21 protein-coding genes and 2 pseudogenes are annotated in these 21,171 nt (G+C 70.0%); 13 read left to right on the top strand and 10 right to left on the bottom strand.

The features are described 5' to 3' along the window. Positions 1 to 18 precede the first annotated feature (18 nt). The gene (locus AB0M16_RS13545; RefSeq protein ID WP_365342158.1) at positions 19 to 504 is read left to right on the top strand and encodes a GNAT family N-acetyltransferase; all 486 of its coding nucleotides are present in this window, start codon (positions 19 to 21) and stop codon (positions 502 to 504) included. 27 nt (positions 505 to 531) lie between these two features. Here the strand turns inward: AB0M16_RS13545 and AB0M16_RS13540 are convergent, their stop codons facing one another. After that, positions 532 to 2,586, bottom strand: a complete 2,055-nt coding sequence (locus AB0M16_RS13540; protein WP_365342156.1) for an MFS transporter — start codon at positions 2,584 to 2,586, stop codon at positions 532 to 534. Between the two features lie 658 nt (positions 2,587 to 3,244). On the opposite strand from AB0M16_RS13540, the gene AB0M16_RS13535 reads away from it, so the two are divergent. Continuing rightward, complete coding sequence (locus AB0M16_RS13535; protein ID WP_365342154.1) at positions 3,245 to 4,246, top strand: peptidoglycan-binding domain-containing protein; 1,002 nt, start codon at positions 3,245 to 3,247, stop codon at positions 4,244 to 4,246. A 222-nt stretch (positions 4,247 to 4,468) separates the two neighbouring features. Continuing rightward, positions 4,469 to 5,149: an HAD family hydrolase gene (locus AB0M16_RS13530; protein ID WP_365342152.1), complete on the top strand. Its 681-nt coding sequence runs from the start codon at positions 4,469 to 4,471 to the stop codon at positions 5,147 to 5,149. Here AB0M16_RS13530 and AB0M16_RS13525 read toward each other — a convergent pair. Further along, positions 5,115 to 5,903 carry an ABC transporter permease gene (locus tag AB0M16_RS13525; protein WP_365342150.1) on the bottom strand — a complete coding sequence of 263 codons (789 nt, stop codon included), beginning with the start codon at positions 5,901 to 5,903 and terminating at the stop codon, positions 5,115 to 5,117. The two genes, AB0M16_RS13530 and AB0M16_RS13525, sit on opposite strands and share 35 nt — an antisense overlap. 633 nt (positions 5,904 to 6,536) lie before the next feature. On the opposite strand from AB0M16_RS13525, the gene AB0M16_RS13520 reads away from it, so the two are divergent. From AB0M16_RS13520 to AB0M16_RS13510, 3 genes are all read left to right on the top strand, one after another. Then, complete coding sequence (locus AB0M16_RS13520; RefSeq protein ID WP_365342148.1) at positions 6,537 to 7,187, top strand: HNH endonuclease family protein; 651 nt, start codon at positions 6,537 to 6,539, stop codon at positions 7,185 to 7,187. 272 nt (positions 7,188 to 7,459) lie between these two features. Continuing rightward, a complete protein-coding gene (locus AB0M16_RS13515; RefSeq protein WP_365342146.1) occupies positions 7,460 to 7,930 on the top strand; it encodes a DoxX family protein in 471 nt (156 codons plus the stop codon). Positions 7,931 to 8,398: 468 nt separating this feature from the next. Next, a complete protein-coding gene (locus tag AB0M16_RS13510; protein ID WP_365342349.1) occupies positions 8,399 to 9,070 on the top strand; it encodes a VTT domain-containing protein in 672 nt (223 codons plus the stop codon). On the opposite strand, the gene AB0M16_RS13505 is transcribed toward AB0M16_RS13510, so the two are convergent. Both AB0M16_RS13505 and AB0M16_RS13500 read right to left on the bottom strand, forming a co-directional pair. Further along, a complete protein-coding gene (locus tag AB0M16_RS13505; RefSeq protein WP_365342144.1) occupies positions 9,030 to 9,287 on the bottom strand; it encodes a DUF2277 domain-containing protein in 258 nt (85 codons plus the stop codon). The two genes, AB0M16_RS13510 and AB0M16_RS13505, sit on opposite strands and share 41 nt — an antisense overlap. Positions 9,288 to 9,497: 210 nt before the next feature. Continuing rightward, complete coding sequence (locus AB0M16_RS13500) at positions 9,498 to 9,722, bottom strand: hypothetical protein (protein WP_365342142.1); 225 nt, start codon at positions 9,720 to 9,722, stop codon at positions 9,498 to 9,500. A 193-nt stretch (positions 9,723 to 9,915) separates the two neighbouring features. Here AB0M16_RS13500 and AB0M16_RS13495 point away from each other — a divergent pair, with 193 nt between their 5' ends. Then, positions 9,916 to 10,680: a GntR family transcriptional regulator gene (locus tag AB0M16_RS13495; RefSeq protein WP_365342140.1), complete on the top strand. Its 765-nt coding sequence runs from the start codon at positions 9,916 to 9,918 to the stop codon at positions 10,678 to 10,680. Here AB0M16_RS13495 and AB0M16_RS13490 read toward each other — a convergent pair. Together AB0M16_RS13490 and AB0M16_RS13485 are read right to left on the bottom strand one after the other, a co-directional pair. Beyond that, complete coding sequence (locus tag AB0M16_RS13490) at positions 10,622 to 11,428, bottom strand: MBL fold metallo-hydrolase (protein ID WP_365342138.1); 807 nt, start codon at positions 11,426 to 11,428, stop codon at positions 10,622 to 10,624. The two genes, AB0M16_RS13495 and AB0M16_RS13490, sit on opposite strands and share 59 nt — an antisense overlap. Before the next feature lie 187 nt (positions 11,429 to 11,615). Then, positions 11,616 to 12,215: a DUF4231 domain-containing protein gene (locus AB0M16_RS13485; RefSeq protein WP_365342136.1), complete on the bottom strand. Its 600-nt coding sequence runs from the start codon at positions 12,213 to 12,215 to the stop codon at positions 11,616 to 11,618. A gap of 335 nt (positions 12,216 to 12,550) precedes the next feature. On the opposite strand from AB0M16_RS13485, the gene AB0M16_RS13480 reads away from it, so the two are divergent. Then, positions 12,551 to 13,123, top strand: coding sequence for a hypothetical protein (locus AB0M16_RS13480; protein ID WP_365342134.1), 573 nt, complete (start codon positions 12,551 to 12,553; stop codon positions 13,121 to 13,123). 384 nt (positions 13,124 to 13,507) lie between these two features. Beyond that, positions 13,508 to 14,059 carry a GNAT family N-acetyltransferase gene (locus AB0M16_RS13475; RefSeq protein WP_365342347.1) on the top strand — a complete coding sequence of 184 codons (552 nt, stop codon included), beginning with the start codon at positions 13,508 to 13,510 and terminating at the stop codon, positions 14,057 to 14,059. 20 nt (positions 14,060 to 14,079) lie between these two features. Here AB0M16_RS13475 and AB0M16_RS13470 read toward each other — a convergent pair. Both AB0M16_RS13470 and AB0M16_RS13465 read right to left on the bottom strand, forming a co-directional pair. Then, a pseudogene (locus AB0M16_RS13470) lies at positions 14,080 to 14,307 on the bottom strand (CPCC family cysteine-rich protein); the annotation flags it as partial. Then, the gene (locus AB0M16_RS13465; protein WP_365342132.1) at positions 14,256 to 15,122 is read right to left on the bottom strand and encodes a tetratricopeptide repeat protein; all 867 of its coding nucleotides are present in this window, start codon (positions 15,120 to 15,122) and stop codon (positions 14,256 to 14,258) included. The gene AB0M16_RS13465 and the pseudogene AB0M16_RS13470, both read right to left, overlap by 52 nt. A 299-nt stretch (positions 15,123 to 15,421) precedes the next feature. Here AB0M16_RS13465 and AB0M16_RS13460 point away from each other — a divergent pair, with 299 nt between their 5' ends. After that, positions 15,422 to 15,946 (top strand): hypothetical protein, encoded by a 525-nt coding sequence (locus AB0M16_RS13460; protein WP_365342130.1) that lies wholly within the window; start codon positions 15,422 to 15,424, stop codon positions 15,944 to 15,946. Between the two features lie 51 nt (positions 15,947 to 15,997). On the opposite strand, the gene AB0M16_RS13455 is transcribed toward AB0M16_RS13460, so the two are convergent. After that, the gene (locus AB0M16_RS13455) at positions 15,998 to 16,150 is read right to left on the bottom strand and encodes a hypothetical protein (RefSeq protein WP_365342128.1); all 153 of its coding nucleotides are present in this window, start codon (positions 16,148 to 16,150) and stop codon (positions 15,998 to 16,000) included. 1,191 nt (positions 16,151 to 17,341) lie between these two features. Here AB0M16_RS13455 and AB0M16_RS13450 point away from each other — a divergent pair. Together AB0M16_RS13450 and AB0M16_RS13445 are read left to right on the top strand one after the other, a co-directional pair. Beyond that, on the top strand, positions 17,342 to 18,085 hold the full coding sequence (locus AB0M16_RS13450) for a hypothetical protein (protein WP_365342126.1): 744 nt from the start codon (positions 17,342 to 17,344) through the stop codon (positions 18,083 to 18,085). A 253-nt stretch (positions 18,086 to 18,338) separates the two neighbouring features. Then, positions 18,339 to 19,274, top strand: coding sequence for a hypothetical protein (locus AB0M16_RS13445; RefSeq protein ID WP_365342124.1), 936 nt, complete (start codon positions 18,339 to 18,341; stop codon positions 19,272 to 19,274). Between the two features lie 727 nt (positions 19,275 to 20,001). On the opposite strand, the gene AB0M16_RS13440 is transcribed toward AB0M16_RS13445, so the two are convergent. Next, a complete protein-coding gene (locus tag AB0M16_RS13440) occupies positions 20,002 to 20,757 on the bottom strand; it encodes a GntR family transcriptional regulator (RefSeq protein WP_365342122.1) in 756 nt (251 codons plus the stop codon). 78 nt (positions 20,758 to 20,835) lie between these two features. Here AB0M16_RS13440 and AB0M16_RS13435 point away from each other — a divergent pair. Then, positions 20,836 to 21,110: pseudogene (locus AB0M16_RS13435) on the top strand (hypothetical protein); the annotation flags it as partial. Positions 21,111 to 21,171: the final 61 nt, after the last annotated feature.

Raw genomic sequence — 21,171 nt, 5'->3', positions numbered from 1 at the left:
GGGGCGGGCGCGCCGAGAATGGCGCGCATGACCTGGTTCTTCTCCCCCGAGCGCGTCGACACCCCGGACGCCACCGCCCTCCGCCGCGACTACTACGGCGATGTCGCGGGCCGCTACTGGCGGCGCCCCGCGACCGAGGAGGAGATCGACGAGGGCCTGACCGACGACGGGGCCGAGCTGCTGACCCCGCCGACCGGGCAGTTCCTGGTGGCCCGGTACGACGGCGCGGCGGCCGGCTGCGGCGGCGTGCTCCTGCTGGACGAGGACCGCGCCGAGCTGACCCGGGTGTTCCTGCGCCACGACTTCCGCGGCAAGGGCGGCGCCGGGGCGCTGCTCGGACTCCTGGAGGACGCGGCGCGCGCGCTCGGCGCGCGCCGGATGGTGCTGAACACGCGCTTGGACCTGGTGGAGGCGCGGGCGCTGTACTCGCGGAACGGTTACGCGGAGATCCCGGCGTACTGCACGGGGCCGTACATGGACATCTGGTACGGGAAGGAGCTCTAGGGGACGCCCCGGCTCGCCGGGGTCTGCCTAGGCCCGGTGGTCGCGGGGCGGCTCCGGTGCGCCGGGGTGTTCCGCGTCCGGGCCGCCGAGTTCGGCGGTCAGCTCGTCGGCCAGGTGGACGAGGTCGGTGGGCCGGTCGGGCCCCCACCAGTCGCCCAGCAGCTCGGACAGCGAGTCCTCGCGCGCCGCGGCGAGCCGTACCGCCGTCTCGGTCCCCTGCTCGGTGAGCGCCAGTTGGAGCCCTTCCCGGGCCACGAGGTGCCGTTCCTCCAGCTGCCGGGCGCCCTCGGTGATCACCCTCAGGGGTACGGAGGTGGCTTCGGCGAGCCGCCCCGGCTCCACGGCGCCGTGGTGGCGGACCCGCAGCAGCAGCCAGCTCGCGGAGGGCAGCAGGTCGAGCCCGGCGCGGAGGGTGATCGCCTCGTAGAACTTCTTGCGGCCCTCGTGGGAGCCGAGGACGGACAGGGCGCGGGCGTGCGCGTCGTACGAGGACCGCTCGACGGGGCCGGAGGGCACGGTCCTGCCGGTGTCGGGCGGGGGGAGGGAGCCGCGCAGCCGGTCCTCCTTGAGGAAGCAGGCGACGACGAAGGCGACGAGGACCACCGGCGCCGCGTAGAGGAACACGTCGGTGATGGACGTGGCGTAGGCGTGGAGGACGGCGGGGCGCAGTTCGGGCGGGAGTTCGGCGAGGGCGCGCGGGTCGGTGGTGAGTCGGGTGAATCCGGCGCCGGCCGGGACCTCCTGTCCGGCGAGGGCGTCCGTCAGCTTGTCGGTGAGGCCGCTGGTGAAGATCGTGCCGAAGACGGCGACGCCGAAGGACGCGCCGATGGAGCGGAAGAAGGTGGCTCCGGAGGTGGCGACGCCGAGGTCCTGATAGGGGACGGCGTTCTGTACGACGAGGACGAGGACCTGGATGACGAGGCCGAGTCCGGCGCCGAAGACGAAGAAGGAGACGCTCATCTCCCAGGTGGAGCTGGTCTCGGTCAGCCGGTGCAGGAGCAGCAGGCCGAGCGCGGTGACGGCGGTGCCGGCGACCGGGAAGACCTTCCAGTGGCCCGTGCGGGAGACGATCTGCCCGGTGGTGGTCGACATGAGGAACACGCCGACGACCATCGGCAGCATGTGGACGCCGGACATGGTGGGACTGACGCCCTGCACGACCTGGAGGAAGGTCGGCAGGAAGGTCATCGCGCCGAACATGGCGAAGCCGACGACGAAGGTGATGACGGAGACGAGGGTGAAGGTCCTGATCCGGAAGAGCTTGAGGGGGAGCACCGGTTCGGCGGCCCGTCGCTCGACCTGGACGAACCAGACGAGGAGTACGGCTCCGAGTACGGCGAGGCCGATGAGCTGCGGCGAGTTCCAGGCCCAGGCGGTGCCGCCGAGGGAGGCGACCAGGACCAGGCAGGTGGCGGCCGAGGCGATGAGGAAGGTGCCGAGGTAGTCGATGGTGTGGCGGGTGGTGCCGACCGGGATGTGCAGCACGGCGGCGATGACGAACAGCGCCACGATGCCGATGGGGAGGTTGATGTAGAAGACCCAGCGCCAGGACAGGTGCTCGGTGAACAGTCCGCCGAGCAGCGGGCCGAGCACGCTCGTGCTGCCGAACACCGCGCCGAAGAGGCCCTGGTAGCGGCCGCGTTCGCGGGGCGATACGAGGTCGCCGACGATCGCCATCGAGAGGACCATCAGGCCGCCGCCGCCGAGGCCCTGGAGCGCGCGGAAGGCGATGAGCTGGGGCATGTCCTGGGCGATGCCGCAGAGGGCGGAGCCGATGAGGAAGAGGACGATGGCGCCCTGGAAGAGCTTCTTTCGTCCGTACTGGTCGCCGAGCTTGCCCCAGAGCGGGGTGGCGGCGGTCGAGGCCAGCATGTAGGCGGTGACGACCCAGGAGAGGTGCTCCATGCCGCCGAGTTCGCTGACGATGGTCGGCAGCGCGGTGGAGACGATGGTCTGGTCGAGTGCGGCGAGGAGCATGCCGAGCAGCAGCGCGCCGATCGCCACGACCACGGTGCGGCGGCTCTGTCCCTCCCCCGGCACAGGGCCGCCGCCGGCCTGCGGCACGCGTGTCTCCTGGGCCATGGGCGCCTCCTCGTCCTCCGTCAGGTCCGTTCTGGGGCCGTCCTGCGTCCGTTCTGGGTCCGTTCTGGGGTCCATCCTGGGGTGTTTGTCCCGTTCCGGCCTGCGGAGGGGCACAGGTGTTCACCCTGTCGCCGCGAGCTGACTGCATAATCGCTCGCAGTTGAAATGGGGAGGGGACCCAACGATGTCCGGACACGTCTGTCCTGAATGCGGTGTACACAGACCCGGCTGCGCCTGTGAGCGGGCACAGGCGCAGGCCGCCGAGGTGGCGGCGGCGGAGGACTTCGATCCGCTGCGCATCCGGCCGTACGTGACGCTGGGCGCGACGGAGGACTCGGCGGCCGGGGCGGCCGAAACGGCCCTCCTGCCACCGGTGGCGACCGGACAGCCGGCCGGGCCGCCGGCCGGACCGCTGCCGCCGGAGGTGCCGACGCAGCGACCGGCGCAGCGACCGGCGCAGGGGGCGACATACGGGGCGACGCACGGGTCGACGCAGGGGGCGACGCATGCGCCTGCACAGGTGCGGGCGCCGGGGGCTCCGGCTCCGATGCCCGTGGCGCCCGTGACGCCGCCCGTGGCGCAGGCGCCGGTGCCGCCCACCGGAGGCCCGGACGAGGATGTTCCGCGCGCCGATGGTCCGGATGGGGGACCGGCGACGATGCCGCTGCTCCTGCACGGGACCGACCCGGCGGTGGCGTACGACGAGGGGACGCCGTACGCGTCCGGGACCGCCGCGCACGGGACGGGGGCCCCGGCCGGGTACGCCTACGGGGCCGGGGCCGAGCCCGGGGCCCCGTACGGCGCCGAGGCCGCGACCGGGCACGCGGACGCGGACGGATACGCGGACACGGACGGGACCGGGTACGTGGGCGGGACCGGGCAGGCGAACGGTGCCGGGTACGCGAACGGGACCGGAGCCGGGTACGGGACCGGAGCCGGGTACGGGACCGGAGCCGGGTACGGCGCCGAGGCCGCGGCCGGGTACGAGGGCGAGGTCGGCGAGCCCTACGACGGCGGGCCCGCGCACACGATCGCGTACGCCCCCGAGGGGCGGGGGCGCGGCCGGGGTCGCGGCCGGGGGGCCGTGATCGCGGGCGTCGTCGCGGCGGCCGTGGTCGGCACCGCCGCCCTCGCCGCCGCGCTGATCGGCGGTGACGACTCCGACGACCGGGCCGGCGTGCCCGAGGTCACCACCAGCGCCTCCGAGAACGTCGCCGTCTCCGAGGCGCCGACCACCACCCCCTCCTCCCCCCCGACCTCCGCGAGCCCCTCACGGACCCCGAGGTCCACCTCGCCCTCCCCCGCCGGCACCCGCGCGCCCGCCTCCACGAGCGCTCCCGCCGCCCCGACCACGAAGCCCACCGGACCGCCCCGCACCCCGACCGCGACCGCGCAGCCCGCGGAGGGGCCGACCCTGAGCCTCGGCTCCTCGGGTCCGGAGGTGGAGGAGCTGCAGGTGCGCCTGCGGGAACTGTGGCTCTACAACGGCCCGATCAACGGCTCGTACTCCCGGAAGGTCGAGCACGCGGTCGAGGTCTACCAGTCGTACAAGTACATCGACGAGGACCCGGAGGGGGTCTACGGCCCGTACACCCGGCTCGCCCTGGAGGCGGAGACGGACGGCAGCGACGGCGGGAGCGGCGGAGACGGCGGCTGGTAGCGGGCCCGGGGCCCCGTTACCAGCCGGGCCCGGGGGCCCCGACGGGGCGGTGACGGGAGCGCGTCCGCCCGCGATGCGGACGGGGTTGGCGGCACGCCCCCTCGTTTTGTATCGTGGAGGAACAAAGTGGTCCCGCTCGCACCCCCTGACCGGCGAGCGGGCCGCTTCGTACCGTCCCGCCCCCATCGCCCCCATCTCCGACACCCCTCCTGGAGATCCCCGATGACCGCCACCACCCCGGCGTCGTTCACCGCCCGCGCCCTCCTGCTCGACATGGACGGCACGCTCGTCAACTCCGACGCCGTCGTGGAGCGCTGCTGGCGGCGCTGGGCGGAGCGGCAGGGCCTCGACCCCGTCGAGGTGCTGAAGGTGGTGCACGGACGCCAGGGGTACGCCACGATGGCCGTCCTCCTGCCGGACCGCCCGATGGAGGAGAACCACGCCGACAACCGGGTGATGCTGGCCGAGGAGACCGCCGACCTCGACGGGGTCGTGCCGGTGCCGGGCGCGCCCGCGTTCCTGGCGTCGCTCGGCCGGCTGCCGCACGCCCTGGTGACGTCGGCCGACGAGGCCCTGGCCCAGGCCCGTATGGGCGCGGCGGGGCTGCCGATGCCGGAGTCGCGGGTCACCGCGGAGTGCGTCGGCGCGAGCAAGCCGGACCCGGAGGGCTTCCTGAAGGGCGCGGCGGAGCTGGGCTTCGCGCCCGGCGACTGCGTCGTCTTCGAGGACTCCGAGGCGGGCATCCAGGCGGGCCGCGCCGCCGGCATGCGTGTGGTCGGTGTGGGTCCGCGGGCGGCCGCGTTCGGCCCCGACGTACACGTACGCGACCTGACCGAGCTGCGGGTCGAGCCGGGCACGGACGGCACGATCACCCTGACCTTCGCCGCCTCCCCCGAGGCGTAGTCCCCGCTCCGCGCTCCGCGCGGACGAGCCGCCCGCGGGCGACCAGCTCCAGGGTGACGGCGACCGCCACCGCCTGCACGAGCAACAGCGCGACCAGGACGAACAGCTGCACCGCGCCCGCCCGCAGCGGTGACGCGCCGCCGAGGAGCATGCCGACGAACGCGCCCGGCAGGGTGACGAGCCCGACCGTCCGGGTCTGGTCCATGCCCGGCAGCAGCGCGTCGGACGCGGCCTCGCGCGCCACCTCCAGACGGGCGTCCCGTTCCGGGAGGCCGATCGCGAGCCCCGCCTCCACCTCCCCCTTCCGGGTCGCGAGCTCGTCGAGCGCGCGCCGCCCGCCGAGGACGGTGGCGGTGAGCGCGCCGCCGATGAGGATGCCGGTGACCGGGACGAGCGCGATGCCGCGCGGCGGCACGATGCCGGTGAGCAGGAGCACCGCGACGACCGGGACGACACCGGCGGCGATCGGTACGCCGACCCAGGGCCAGGCGCGGCCGGGCGCGGGGACGACGCGCCGGCCCGCGGTCCGTACGGCCACCGCGTACATCAGCAGCAGGAAGCAGATCAGCAGCGGTAGCGCGCGGACGACCCAGCCGATGGCCAGCGAGACGGCGACGAGCTGGACGGCGGCGCGGGCTCCGGCGATCAGTGTGTCGCGGGCCCGGCCGAGACGGGCGAGCGCGACCACTCCGGCGGCGAGGGCGAGCAGGACGGCGAGCACCGCCCCGAAGGTCGCGTTCACGTCCAGCAGCACGCGCCAACCCTAGGCGCCGCGAGCCCAGCCCGACCGGCGGGACACCCCCTCACGCCCTGCTCCGGTCCGGCGATCCACCCCGGCGCGCTCCCGCCCGACCGGGCGGGCCCCCACGCGCCCTTCCGGTCCGGCGATCCACCCCGGCGCGCCCTCCGACCCCCACCGGGCGGGACACTCCCCCACACCCTCCCTCCTTCCGGATGGGCGAACCCCTCCGCACGCGGTCACGCCGGTCGGCGAGGCACTCCCCCACGCCCCCCTTCCGAGTTCGCGATCCACCCCGGCGCGCCCTCCGGCCCGACCGACGGGACGCTCCCCCTTCGCCCCCCTTCCGCCATGGCGGTCCGCCTCCGCGCGCCCTCCTGCCCGACCGGGCGGGACACTCCCCCACACCCTCCCTCCAGTTCGGCGATCCGCCTCCGTACGCGCTCCCGCCCGACCGGCAAGTCACCGCCCCCACACAGTCCTTCACACACACACCCTTGATGTGACGTGTTCATGTCGCCACTCTGTTACCTGGCGCACCCCGCACAGAAACCTGGCGCCACCACGATGACCGGGCCGCCCGGCACCCGGGGCCGCGCCCCGAGGCGTCGGCAACGGCCAAGGTCCCCCCACATCAAGGGAGTTCACATGTCCGCCGCAGGTGTCTACGCGCGTCGAATAGCCGTCCTCGCCGCCTCCGCCGCCCTGACCGTCACCGGCCTCCTCGCCACCGCCCCGGCCGCGCAGGCCGCCCCGCCCACCCCGGTGAGCGCCGCCACCGCCCGCACCTACCTCGCCGCCCTCACCGTGAAGGCGGAAGGCTCCTCCACCGGCTACAGCCGGGACCTCTTCCCCCACTGGATCACCCAGTCCGGCACGTGCAACACCCGCGAGGTGGTCCTCAAGCGCGACGGCGTGAACGTCGTGACCGACTCCAGCTGCGCTTCGGTGAGCGGCAGTTGGTACTCCGCCTACGACGGCGCCACGTGGACCGTCGCCTCCGACCTCGACATCGACCACGTCGTCCCGCTCGCCGAGGCCTGGCGCTCGGGCGCCAACTCCTGGACGACCAGCCGGCGTCAGGGCTTCGCCAACGACCTGACCCGCCCGCAGCTCATCGCGGTCACCGACAACGTCAACCAGGCCAAGGGCGACCAGGACCCGGCGGAGTGGCTGCCCTCCGTCACCTCGTACCGCTGCACCTACGCCCGGATGTGGGTGCAGGTCAAGTACTACTACGACCTCAGCGTCGACTCGGCCGAGAAGAGCGCCCTGCAGTCGATCCTCAACGGCTGCTGATCCGGACAGCGGGCCGAACCGGATCCGGCACAGGGCCGAACCCGATCCGGCCCCAGTACGGGCCCAGGCCGGGCTCAGGGCCGGGCTCGGTCCGGGCTCAGGGCCGGGCGTAACGGGGCTGCCGGAAACAGGTGGCCGGAAACGGACGGCGAGAAAGAGCCGAATGTTGAACTTGCAAGCAATAGTGAGGGGTGCCTAACCTGTGGGCCTCATCGGTTCCCGTCCCCACGGTCCGGGCCCACCGCCCGGCCAGACCGAAGGAGTCCCCCCTCATGAATTCGCTTGCGAGCCGCCTGAATCAGGCCCAGCCCTACGCGCTCGGTCTCTTCCGGATCGTGATCGGTCTGCTTTTCCTCTGCCACGGCGCCGCCTCCCTGTTCGGGGTGCTCGGCGGCGCCGGCGGCAGCGGTGCCACCGTCCCGAGCGGCACCTGGCCGGGCTGGTACGCGGCCGTCATCCAGCTCGTCGCGGGCGGCCTGGTCCTGGTGGGCCTGGGCACGCGCGGCGCGGCGTTCATAGCCTCCGGCTCGATGGCGTACGCGTACTTCGACGTCCACCAGCCGCAGGCGCTCTTCCCGCTGCAGAACAGCGGTGAGGCGGCGGCCATGTTCTGCTGGGCCTTCCTGCTGCTGGTCTTCACCGGGTCCGGCGCACTGGGGCTCGACGGGCTGTTCGGCGCGCGCGGCGCGGCCTCCGGTTCCGGCGAGCGGTCGGAGGAGAGGCCCTCGGCGGTCACCGCCTGACCGCAGGGCCACTGCGCGGACGTTCCGTGAGCGCCCCGCGAGTGCTCCGCGGGCGTCCCATGAGCGCTCCGCGGGCGTCCCGCGGGCCGGCTGAGCCAGCCGCGTGCCGGCGGCGGACCGGCGGCGGACGAACCGCGGATGATGCGCGAGCCGGCCGCGGGCGCTCCACCCCCGCCCCGCGCGTCGGCAGACGCTTCGGGCGGGCGGGCGCCCAGGGACGCCGGCAGATGCCTCCGAGGCGCGTCCCCACGCACCTCGTCGGCGGACGCTTCGGAGGACGCGTTCCCCACGCGTTTCGGCAGACGCTTCGGCAGACGCCTCGGGCGCGCTTCCCCACACGTTTCGGCAGACGCTTCGGCGAGCGTGCCGGCGCCCACCCAGGCCGGGGCCGGGACCCGCGATTCAGCGGATTCCGGCCCCGGTCGGCGTTCCGGCGGTGGCCCCCGCGTAGGCTCTGGCGCTGTGAACGTGCTCGACAGCACGGGGTGGTCACTGCAGTCGCTGACCGCGGGCCCGTGGATCTACGCGGCGGTGACGACGTCGATCCTTCTCGACGTCTTCCTGCCGGTGCTGCCGAGCGGCATCCTCGTGGTCACGGCCGCCACGGCGGCCTCCGCGGCGACCACGTCCCTGTCGGCCGCGGCCACGACCTCGGCCGGCACGGCGGCCACGGGCGCCGCCTACGCCCCCTCCCTGCTTCCGCTGCTCCTCTGCGCAGCCACGGCCTCCGTGCTCGGCGACCTCGCCGCGTACCACCTGGCCCGGCGCGGCGGACCCCGGATCGGCCGCTTCGTCACCCGCTCGCGCCGCCTGACGGTGGCGCAGGAACGTCTCGGCGAGACGCTGGCCAGGGGCGGCGGTCTGCTCGTCGTCCTGGCGCGCTTCGCCCCCGCCGGCCGCTCGGTGGTCTCCCTGGGCGCAGGCGCCACCGGGCGCCGACTGCGCGACTTCCTGCCCTGGTCGGCGCTGGCGGCCGCGATCTGGGCGACGTACGGCGTGGGCCTCGGCTGGCTCAGCGGCCGCTGGCTGGGCGCGACCTGGCTCGGCGCCTGCGTACCCGTCCTGGCGCTCTTCCTGGCGGGCACACTGGCGGCCTACGTCATACGGCGTCCGGCTGCGGCTCCGGCTCCGGCGTCCTGACCGGGTGGGCCCCGCGGATCTCCAAGCCCCCGAGGAGCCGCGCGGTGGCCTCCGCTATCTCCTCCACGGCCCGGTCGAACACCTCCCGGTTGTGCGCGGCGGGCGCGCGGAAGCCGGAGACCTTGCGGACGAACTGCAGCGCGGCGGCGTTAACGTCGTCCTCGGTGGCCTCGTGGGGGAGGGCGGGCGGTCGGAGTGTCTTGATGCTGCGGCACATGCCTCCAGTGTGACGCGCCCCACTGACAACGCCACCGACACCGACACGGCGACCGACACCGCGACCACCGGCAGCACGGCGCACACCACACCCGGCAACGGCGGACCGACCGACCGACCGACTGACCTACCGGCCGCCGAGGGCCCGCACGACCTGCGGAGCCCGCGGAATCTGCTGGAGTCCGACGCCCCAGGCCCGGCCCCGACGACCTCAGGGGCCGAGGCTGCGGCGACTGCGGGCGTTGATCTCGGCGGCGCGGGCGCGTAGCTCCCGCATGGGGGTGGCGAGCTGGACGTCGGCGGGATCGGCCTCCCACTCGCAGCCGCCCTGCACGGGCCGGATCAGGAAGCGGCCGGCGACGCTGTCGACGTAGAAGCCGACCCGTCCGGTGGCGATGTCACGGACGAGGTCACCGACCTCGGGCGTTGGCTGCACGCATCCCTCCGTTCCGTTTTCACAGAGATCAGATAGATACACCCAGAGAAGCCCCGAGACCCCCCTCTGTCAACGCATCTCTAGAGATGTCCCCCGAAGGATGGATCGGCGCCGCGAGACGGCGCACACGCGTGCACGGCCGCCGAGAAGTGCGCCGTAGGGTGTCCCGCAGACGGAAGGGAGTGGTCCACCCATGACTGACCAGGAAAGCGGTCGTCGGCCCAAGTACCAGCGGATCGCCGACGAGTTGAGAACCGCGATCCAGTCGGGCGACTTCGCGCCGGGCGACCGGCTCCCGGGCGAGAACGATCTGATGTCCACGTACGACGTGGCCAGGATGACCGCCCGCCAGGCCCTGTCCGTCCTGCGCAACGAGGGGCTCGCCGAGGCCCGTAAGGGCGCCGGGGTGTTCGTCCGCTCGTTCCGCCCGCTGCGCCGCCGCGGCATCCCACGACTCGCCCGGGACCACTGGGGCAACGGGCGCTCGGTCTGGTCGGCGGACATCGAGGACCGCGCCCTCGTCGTGGACCAGATCGAGGTGACCGCGGCCACGCCCGCGGGCCCGAGGGTGGCGCGGGTGCTGGACCTCTCCTCTCCGGACGACCCGGTCTGCGTCCGCAGCCGTCGCTTCGTACTGGACGAGAAGCCGGTCCTGCTGTCGGTCTCCTACCTGCCGGCGCGCCTCGCCGAGGGGACCGCGATCACCGAACCCGACACGGGCCCCGGGGGCACCTACGCCCGGCTCACGGAGCTGGGGCACCGGCCGGTGCACTTCCGCGAGGAGATCCGCTGCCGGATGCCGACGGCGGAGGAATCCACCCGACTTGACCTGGGGTTCGGCACCCCGGTGATCCTGATCGCGCGAACGGCCCTGTCGGAGACGGGAGTTCCGGTGGAACTCAACGAGATGACGCTGGACTCGTCGTCGTACGTCCTGGAGTACGGCTTCGACGCGTGACGGTGAACGTCCGCCCGGGCCCGGCGTACTCGACGGGTCCGCCGAACACCGCGGCCGCCCGCCGGACGGCCGCCTCGGGCGCGATCGCGGGCCCGACATGGGTCACGAGCAGCCGCCCGGCCCCGGCCTGGGCGGCGGTCCGGCCGGCCTGCTCGGGCGAGTGGTGACCGACCCCGTCACCGTCGGCCTCGCAGAGGAACAGATCACTGTCCAGGGCGAGTTCGACGAGCGAGGCGCAGGATTCACTGTCGCCGGAGTAGGCGAGCACCACCCCGTCGGGACCTTCGACACGAAGCCCGAAGGCGTCCAGGCCGCCGTGCTCGACGCCGCGACTGACGAGAGTGAGCCCGCCGAGGCGCACGTGGTGCCCGTCGTACAGCTCGACGACCTCGAAGGCGTTCTCGACGGGACTCCGGGCGGGCCCGTTGGTGAGGAACCCGGCGAGCCGGTCGGCGATGCCGCGCGGCCCGAACAGCGGGAGCGGCGCGTCGCGCCGGACATCGGCGTAGAGCAGCCCGTAGTAGGCGGTCAGCAGATCAGCCGCGTGGTCCGCGTGCAGATGCGAGATCCACACGGCGTCGATCTCGCCGAGCCCCACGTACCGCCGTAGTTCCCCGAGCGTGCCGCTGCCGGCGTCGACCCACACACGGACACTGCCGCCCTCAAGGAGGTACCCGGAGCAGGGGTTGCCGGCGGCGGGGTACGGGGTGGCGGAACCGAGCACGGTCAGGCGAAGCGAACTACCCATGGGGCAACTCTAGGAGCCCGAGGAGCCCGAGGAACCAGAGGAGCCCCCGGAGCCCGGACCCGAGGAGCCACCCGATGCCCCCAGGAGCCCCGGGGCTGTCAGGCCCCTAAAGGCCTGAGGGCCTGAAGGCCTCAGGACCTCCGGACCTCCGGACCTCAAGGCTTCAGGCCTTCAGGCCTTCAGGGCTCTAGGAAGGGGGCGCAGGGACCAAGGGCATCTTCCCCGCGGCCTCCGACTCCGCCCCGCTCTCCCTCCCTCCCCCTCCGCTCTCGACCCGCTGTGCGGGCAGCCCGTACTGCTGCAGTTCGGCGCTGACCTGCCCGCCGAGGGTCATGACGTTGAGCGTCGCGGAGTTCTCGCTGGCGATGGCCTTCTCCACGCGCGCGACGAGCGTCGTGAACGAGTCCCGTTCGGAGAGCCCGTGGTACGGCCCGACGCGGGCCGCGAAGTACACCCGCTCGTGCCCGAGGAGCTGTTCGGTGGACCGGTAGTTCTTCCACTGCTCGCGATAGCGGTAGACGCTCTCCAGCGAGACGGAGGCGACCACGACGAGGCTGAGCACGGTCGCAGTGATCCGCGCGAAGCCCAGGTCCAGGTTCACGAGCACGGGCACGAGCGCGCCGCCGACCACCGAAACGGTCCGCATCCGCAGATGCATCGCCTTCATCTTGGTGGCCTTGCGGTCGTACCACTCCTGGTACTGCGCAAGCCGCCCGTCGATGTAGGCCTGCGGCGTCATCTCACCACTCTGCGCCTCGACTTCGGGCGCGTCCCCCACGTCTTCCATACGCCGGAGTACATCTCCCCCTGCGTGGGCACGTCAAGGCAGGTCACGCCGGGTCCCGACGGGGCCCGCCGGGACCCGGCGGTCGGCGCGGAAGGGCTCCGACTTCGCCCTGCCCAGACCCTGGTCCAGCGATGACCGACCTGATCGACCGATCAGCTGACTGGCCGATCAGCCGGTCGGCCGGTCAGCCGGTCAGCCGACATCGGACTTTCCGCATCCCGTACGCCGACAGGCGCCCTCTCGATCTCCCCGCGGGATGTCGCTGCCGAAACCGACGCGCAGCGCTTCGCGGATCAGAACCGTCCCTCACCAACGACTTCGGTACGCCGAACTGGATGCCGAACCCGACCGGTGACGCGAAGGCGGGCATGAGCTTTCACGACTACTGCGTCGGCTCGGTCGACACGTGCGTGAGCAACGGACTGGACCGCGCCGCCGCCGAGGGCGTCGTCGGGGTGGTGACCGAGTTCGGCGCCACCACGGACGCGACGAGACTGACCGCTCTCACCGATCGATTCGACGACCACATGGCTTCCTGGATGTTCTGGTCCGAACCGCAGAAACAGACTCCCGACCACCCCCAGGAGCCGCCGACCGGCCCCAACCTGATGGACCCGGCGATCGTCCGCCCCTGTCCCCAGGCGGTCGCGGGCACCCCGCAGCAGTGGAACTACGACACCACGACCGGGACGTTCACGCTCCAGTACAGCACTCGCCGCGCCGACTCCGGCCGGCCCTTCGCCCCGGGTGTCGTCACCGAGGTGAACCTGCCGCAGAGCAACTACCCCGACGGCTACCAGGTCGAGGTCCAGGGCGCCGAAGTCGTGTCACCACCCGACGCCCGGATCCTTCGACTCACGACCACGCCGGGCCAGGACACCGTGCAGGTGACCGTCGCACGACGGTGAACGAGAAACCCGATCCGACCCGCGCAGCCGCATCGAGGCACGCGTTCCAGGGCCCGCCGCGAACGCTGGCGTGAAGCCATGGAGAAGAGCCGGAGGAGCTGGCGGGACGGTCTGGGCACGCCGACGCAGGTAGTCCTGCACCGCACGTCGGACGCATGGCGTTACGCCGCGTACTTCTCGGCCCCTGACGCCGTCGCGGACGGCTGCTTGCCCCACCCGCCGGCGGACAGCGCACCGGCCGAGGCCCAGGCGCTGGCCAAGGCCGAGGAGATGACCGGCAGTCCACTCGCGATCACCTGGCAGGCGACCACGAAGCCGGGGTGGGTGGATGGGAGCGATCAGACTCTCGGATGCCCCACACGTTCGTGCGATAAGTTGCCCGCCATGACCGAACTCGGCTCCTACGCCTGGCCGCCCGCCCCGATCAGGACCGAACGGCTCGTGCTCCGCGCGTCCGAGTCCCAGGACCGCGCGGCGTTCATCGAGCTGTTCGCCTCGCCGGAGGTGGGCACCTACATCGGCGGCGCCCAACCGCGCGACGAGCTCGAACGCGCGATGCCCGAGGTGCCCGGGCGACGCCCCGGCGTCTTCGTGATCGACCTCGACGGATCGATGATCGGCATGGTCACGCTCGAACGACGCGACCCGGAGCGCCCGGGCCACGTCCGCCCGAACGCCGACGAGGCCGAGCTCGGCTACCTGTTCCTCCCGAAGGCCTGGGGACACGGCTACGCCGCCGAGGCGTGCGCCGCGGCACTCGACTGGTTCACGGCCACCCTCCCCGGCGAGCCGGTGGTCCTCTCCACCCAGACCGCCAACACCCGCGCGATGCACCTCGCGAAGAAACTGGGGTTCACGGAGGTGGCCCGCTTCGAGGAATACGGCGCAGAACAGTGGTTCGCCGTACGCCCCCCTTCGACCCCACCGTCCCCGTAGCACTCCCCCCTGAGGCTCAGTCGACCGTTTGGACCACCTCGAACACGGTCGGCATCGTGATCGTCCTGTCCGTCGTCCTCCCAGAAGCACACAGGGCAGATGTCGGAGCTGCCACGCTCATCGAGCGTCAGGAAGCTGCAGCAGGGACAGGGACATCGGTACGGACTGGCCTCGGCCTTCCCATCACTCCCAGGGCTCAACCAAAGAGCTCCAGTCCGTTCCAGCTGCGTTCGCTGGCCATCGCCCATGCATCCAGTAGCCGCGAGGCCTCGGCCTCAGGGGCGGCCAGCCACACAGTCTGTGAGCCACCATGTGTCGGCACGCTCGCCTCATCCCAGTCGACCCGCCCCTCGCTGCAGCATGCGCACAGCATGTGGAAGCTGCTCGCCGGTTCGGCACCGAAGTCCTGCGCGAAGAATGAAGCCACCAAGGCATCGACGTCGGATGCATCCGCTGCGTTTACGGTCGCACGCAGCGTCGGCAGCGGAGAGGCCTCGAAGAGCAGCAATTCGTCGAAGACAGCGACTCTCTGGTTGTCGTACGTCCGCTCGCCAGTCGGCTCCCCATCGTGCACGACGATCTCCCCGAAGCGCCGGCCTTTCGTGGCAGGAACGTTCATCACGCGTCCTCGCGTCGGGCAGAGCCGCTGGATCCAGACCACCTCGCGCTCGCCGCCCGTGTCCAGCCGTACGCACGCCGGGCCGAAGCTGCCGTTGATCTCCCCCTCGCCCTCTGGCATCGGAATCCCGAAACCCTCCCAAGCGTCACGGGCGGTCGACCAATCACGCTGGATCGTGGCAGCGACCCCCAGGTTCCAAAACGCCGGGTCCTGCTCGCCGCGCGGCGAGCGGGCAGCAGCCTCACGGCCGAGTTCGTAGGCCTTTGCCCAGTTACGAAGAAACTTGTACGCCAGTGCTGCGTCGTACCACCACTCCGCGCTGGGACCCTCGTCCGGATAGTGAGCAAGGACCTGCTCGTACAGCTCGGCGGAACGCAGCCACTCCTCCGCATCCCACATCTCGCGAGCCCGTTCCAGCAACCGCTTCGCCTCGGACTTCTCCACGCCCCTGCCCCTCCCTCTGACCAGGCCGGGAGTTTCGCACGACGACTGAAGGGGCGCTGGAAAGGGGTGTCGAAACGGTTGCGTCCGGGAGAGGGGTGTACGGGTTCGGCCTGATCCGGGGCCAGCAAAGTCAGATGGCTCCGGAGATGCGGTGGCATCCGGCCGTTGATCCCGGCTCCGCCGAGAGGCCGTTCAGCTCTCATACCAGCCTGAGGCCCTTACGCGTCAGAGCCTCCGGCCATATGTTCTCTCCTGACAGATACATGATAGGCGGGGGCATGTCAGGACAATTGTTCACCTTGATCGGTGTGCTCGTCGGCGCGGTTGCGTCGTACGTCGGTGGAGCCCTGATGGAGAGATCTCGGTGGCGGCGCCAACTTTCCACACGGTGGGACGAACGCCGCCTGGAGTGCTACCTCCGGTTTGCCGACGCGGTCAAGAGGTTCACCTCGCTGGCAGGTCGCCTGGCTGCAGGCAAGGGACTCTTCGACCTGCCTCAGCCACTCGCCAGGGAGGCCGGCCTGGAGCTGCTGGCCGAAGCTGAGCTCGAGCGCGGCTATGCGTTCGAAGCCGTGCTCCTCATGGGAGACGCGGAATCCATCTCGGCAGCCAGATCGCTACAGCGACACGCCTGGGTACTGGAACAGTTCGTCCGAGACATGCGCCCATGTACGTCAGACGACTGGATGAGGGCGTTCCGGGAGTTTCAGGATAAGCGTGATGAGTTCTACATTGCCGCACGCAACAGCCTAGGCGTCCATGCAAAGTTCCGGCTGCGATCCGAAGATCCAGCCACCCTCAGCCCGGACGCCCGCCACGTGTAGCCACATCCGGCCGGCGAACAGCCCCCGACTCGCGCCGGGTCCCCGGGAGCGTCAGCCCGCGTAGTCGTGGTGGTCGCGGGGGTCGCAGCCGTGGTTGCAGGCTGGGCAGAGGGTGAGGGTGAGGGTGAGGGTGAGGTCCCCAGGGTCGTCGGAGTACGGGTTGGGGACGACGCCGCCGTCGCACTGGGGGTCGGTGCAGGCCATGGGTGCTCCTTCGAGGTCGGTGCCGCTGCCCCGATGGGCGACCGGCTCCTCAGGAGGCGTCCCCCAGTCATGACCGAACGTCCCCGTTGACGTCAGAAGGAGATGCCAAAGGCCCCTCGCCATGATCGGCGAGGGGCCTTTGTGCTGGTGGGCGCGGACGGTTTCGAACCGCCGACATCTGCTTTGTAAGCTCGTGCGGGGCGCTCTCGCCAAGGGCGGATCGCTGGTCACCACCGCCACGGCGGTTCGCGTGCGACCACCGTCATCCGCCGCCGTTGATGTCAGTTTTGGATGTCAGCCGGCCGCACTCGACGGCCCGCTACCGCTTCTTCCGAAGCTTCTTCATCTTAGCTTCGGCTTCCTTCTTCTTCCGCTGCTCGACGCCGTACGGGGACCACGCCCCCTGGTGCTTGGAACACCGCGAGGTACCCGTCATCGCCTTGTTCCGGCAGCGACCTCCGCTCTGGGTAGGAGCACTGCACGTCGGCTGAACCATCCTGTCCCCGTCGTCGTCGGACGCTGGAATGCTTCCAGCGCGCGACGCAGAGCGGGGAGGCGCACCGCGGCGGACAGCAGCACGCCGACAGCACAGGCTCCAGAGAACAAGCTCAGACTTCTCCCGCCGTACCGACCGGACGGCCCTGAGCACCCACGTCGGCTACTCAGAGCCTCACGGCATCACGCCTTACTCCTCACTCGGTCAAGAACTTCCTCAGGGTGAACCCCAGGGTGGCTACACCGATGAAGGTGACGCCCCCTCCCCCCAGCGCGGCGTACGCAGGCGCTCCCACCGTCCAGAGAGCGGCGGTGCTGAGCATGGCGGCCATGAGTGCACCGAGCACGATGACCGCCGCCCAGAGGCCTCGGAGCGATGAGTCGTGGTTGGACAACCTCTATCAATCCCCTCATCCGTGGAATCGCGGCAGCATCCCAGGTCGGCCACGCGACGATCTCCGGCTTGACTGAGGCGATGTTGGCAGGGAGAAAACAGCAGGTCAAAAGGGGTGTTTGCCGTCTGTGCAGGAGTCACCTGACATCAACAGATGAGTAGTCTTCCTTTGTCTCGTATAGGTCTACGCTCTTGCTGTAGTCTCTCGACCCCCGTGACGGGATCCATAGAGAAGCTCCAAGCACCCCCGTGTACCCCTGTTAGCCCCATATCCCTGTTTCTCCTGCAGGAAGGTAAAAGTCGTGCCGCTCGATGGACGCCAGTCTGAGGCGCTCGCCTACTTGCAGGGGGCGGCGGACAAGGCGAAGAGGCGGGGGCACATCCCTTTCCCGCCGGCGTTCGTCATCGCACCTGAGGACGGCGACTCACCTCCGCCGCTTGCTCGGCTCATCCAAGGCGGGCGCGGCGGCAAGGTGCGTCTCCAGCTTTACCTGTGCATCACCATGATGGCCACGAAAGAGCCCTTTGACCTGCGCAGACCGCCGGGCCCGAACGGCTGGACACAGATGCTCGCACTCGCCCCGAGGACGGGGCCTAGGCGGGTGGCCAGCAACTTGAAGTGGCTGGAAGAGAACCAGTTCATCGACCTCCAGCCGCAGTGGGGGCGGCCCTCGGCGATCACCTTGCGGAGCGCCACCGGCGATGGAGGGGTGTACACGCAACCAAGGGAGGAAGGCCGCTACGTCGGCATGCCGGTCGAGTTCTGGACACGGGGCTGGCTCCTCCAGCTGTCGCCAACGGCAACGGCTCTACTGTTTGCCCTCAGAGAAGCCCTTGGAGGGCACTCGGAGCCTCGATACATCCACACGGCGAGGCGTCAGCGCTACAACCTGTCCTCGGACACGTGGACCAAGGGCCGCAAGGAACTCGAAGCGCAGGGGCTATTGACCGTCAAGCGCGAGCCGCAGGGGGACTTCTACGACTTCACGCGGCTGAGGAACGCCTACCAGCTCACCTTGGAGCGCCTGGACCATCCACCCTCCTAGCCGTGACGGAAGCGCACACAAGCCGACTCTGCCATCGATTGAACTTACGTGCCCCTCTCGTAGCCAGCGACGGCGACGGGCCCACGCTTTGGCACCCACTAGGCAGGACCAGGCCACCTGGCCGTCCCGATCAAGCCAAAGCACACGTGCGCGCACGCGGCTACAGCTCGCTTTACGACAACTCCTTGCGGAGATCGTCACGGACCGTCACGCTATGTGGCTACGCAGCTGTACAGCGAACGAGGTGGGGGCCATGGCGACGAGGACAGGAACGGTTGCCTTCTTTGAGATCGTGCGCGCCAAGGATGGGGTTAACCCCCGCATGGAACATGCAAATTGGCAGGCACCTCTCATGGAGATTGAGAATCGACCAGTTTCCGATCGAATTTTGTCCCACACCCAACACAGCTACATCGGCCAATCTGTCCACGCCTCCGGTCGATTCAATCTTCTCGTCGGAAGAGTAGGAACCAGTGAGCTCCAGACAGTGGATCTCGATTTGGGGCGAATCGAGGAGATGAGACTTGAGGGAAACAAAGGAACCATCGACACGACAACGGTATGCTTCCTGGACTACGGAAATATCATCGGTGTCCTACAAGGGAAGCCAGGTTCCCCCCGAGCGTCTTCTATTCAACGGTGGCTCAACGGATGCAACGTCGCGAGTGAGGAAATCGCCCTCTGGCCTGTAATCGGGCAGAATGTATGGGAGAAGCTCGAAAAGGCAGACGCCGTTCACAGCTTCGAGTTCAGCTACCGTCCGAGCCCCGCCATCCCGCCCCCCGACGGAGAGGGATTGGCAAGCTTTGTAAGACTTAGCTCCGAACGCTACCCGGATCATCGCATTTCACTGAAGCTGGAAGTCCCCAAGAAGAATGGGCCCGGGCCAGTAGCACGCTTCCGTGCACAACGCAGATTGCAGGGCGACATCCACTCCCTGATGTCAGAACTCGGCTACCTGGAGGAGCCTAGCGGGATCGATCGCGCGCAGGCCAACATCACATCGATCGATGAAGATGGCGAAGTAACTGATGAGCCACTCGACTTCATAAAGCACCACATTACGGTCAAGTGCCGCATTGAAGTGGGCTCAAACTACCCGCGTCCTCGCTACGAGTCCGCCGTGGAGGCAATCCTACAGGTGGCTCGCGACCGCGAAAGGGACCTGAGGGCCGCTGTCAGTGCCTAGGGCTAGTGTTGGACTCCTTGGGTCGAGGGGGTGTGGCAGCTATGTTCCGGGTCGTCACAAGAATCAAGAATATATGGAGCGAAACGCCGGGCCTTGATTGGCTGGCCGCAGCGCTCGTACTCGCTATTCACGCAGTCTGGTGGAAAGCTGGAGGGACGCCAGCTTTCTTCGAGAGCCCAAGCCTGGATAGAAGGAAGGATGTTTACACGACGACTGCTTCTGTTGCGGCCTTGGTTGGCGGATTCGCTACCGCAGCCATCGCACAGTACGCAAGTTCCCGCGGCGATACAATTCAAGCCATGCGTCAGCGGTTCGGGCCTAGCTTGCGACGGAATTGGTCCAGCATCCTGAGCAGCATGCTCTTGATTGCCGGAGGGTGCATCATCCTTCTTTTGATCGACCGGAACCCCAAACCGGGATTCTCGGCTTGGCCGGCCGAGGGCTTGCTGCTCCTGGGCTCCCTTCGCTCCATGCGCCTCATTTGGCTTTTCAACGCACTAATTGGCGTCACGGACCGAGACGCGATCGAGCCCGCACGGTCTCCCGCAATTCGGCTAGCAGGCGAGCCGCCTAGCGATCCGCTGTCCGGGTCCACGACGCATCGCCCCTAAGCGGTACATAAAGCTAGCCTGGTGGCCAGGAGAGGCTGGCAATAATGACGGCCATTGCCTCCATTTGCTGCTGCAGATACTGAGCCAAGCGACTCTACCCCCTGCGCGAAGCCTATTCAGCGGCTGATCGGGATCTCGTAGACGATCTCGCAATGGGCGGCGGGCACGATGATGTCGGCAGTCTCGACGGGGCGACCCTCGTCGCTGTAGTACGTCCGCCGGATGTGCGTGACGAGCGCGGCCTTCTGGATCCCGAGAAGGGAAGCCTCCTCGGCAGTCGCCTGCCGCGGCTCGGGCTGCTCGACGGCGTGGCTGATGGTGACGCCGATCTGGGCCATTCGGTTCACAACGCCGGCCCCGGCATGCGGTCCACCCTCGGGCAGAACGACAAGGGTCCCGCCGGTGAGGTCGTACGGCTCCCAGCTCGTCGACAGCTGCACGGGACGCCCGTCGGCGAGGAACTCGTAGACGGTCCGGACGCACAGTTCGCCCTCGCCGACCCCGAGCCGCGCAGCGATCTCCGCCGGCGCGGGCACCTTCGCATCGGTCCGGCTCTCCCAGCCACCGTTCCGCCCGACGGCCTTCATATCTGCCCGGAACGGCGACCCGTCAGGCTGCTCGCGCGCCGCAGACCGCACCATCCGCACCCGCTGACGGGGCTCGGCCACGTAGGTCCCAGACCCGGCCCGTCCCTCCAACACACCCTGGGAGATCAACAGCTCCTGGGCCCGGCGGACAACGTTCTCGCCCACCCCGCACTCCTGGCCGATCTGAGCCCGCGAGGGCAACCGGTCTCCAGGACTCCACTCGTGCTCCGCGATCCGCCGCCGCAGTTCGTCGGCGATACGGAGGTATGGCGGCTGCTCAGGCATATGGAAAATCTAGTCCACTAGCTCTAATCTAGTTAACTAGCTTCACTTAAAGTGATCACCGGTAACGGAGGCTGCCCTGTGCCTGCTCCTGAAGTAAGCGCGGAGGCTCTCGCCACCAGGTTGTCCGCCCTCGGACTCACCACACGCGTGCTCGCTCACACCAGGCACACGTCGATCGAAGCGGAGGTACCGGAAACCCTCCCCGCCGAGGCGTGGCGGGAGGTCCTGGAAGTCCTGGCACAGGCAGACCGCTTCGGTCTCCTCGCCACCAGCTTGGGCGGCCGAACCCTCTGGGCCGCCGTGAACAAGCGGTCCCCGCGACACGCGACGTCCGGGGACCCGGCCATCAGCGATGGGAGCTGATCAGCATGCGCAACCGTATCCGCCGCGCACTCCACCTCACCAGACCGCGGC

The sequence above is a fragment of the Streptomyces sp. NPDC051921 genome (genome assembly GCF_040680975.1).
Classification (GTDB): Bacteria; Actinomycetota; Actinomycetes; order Streptomycetales; family Streptomycetaceae; genus Streptomyces.
Note: the sequence above shows the minus strand (reverse complement) of the source record. Positions and strands in the feature narration are given on the sequence as shown.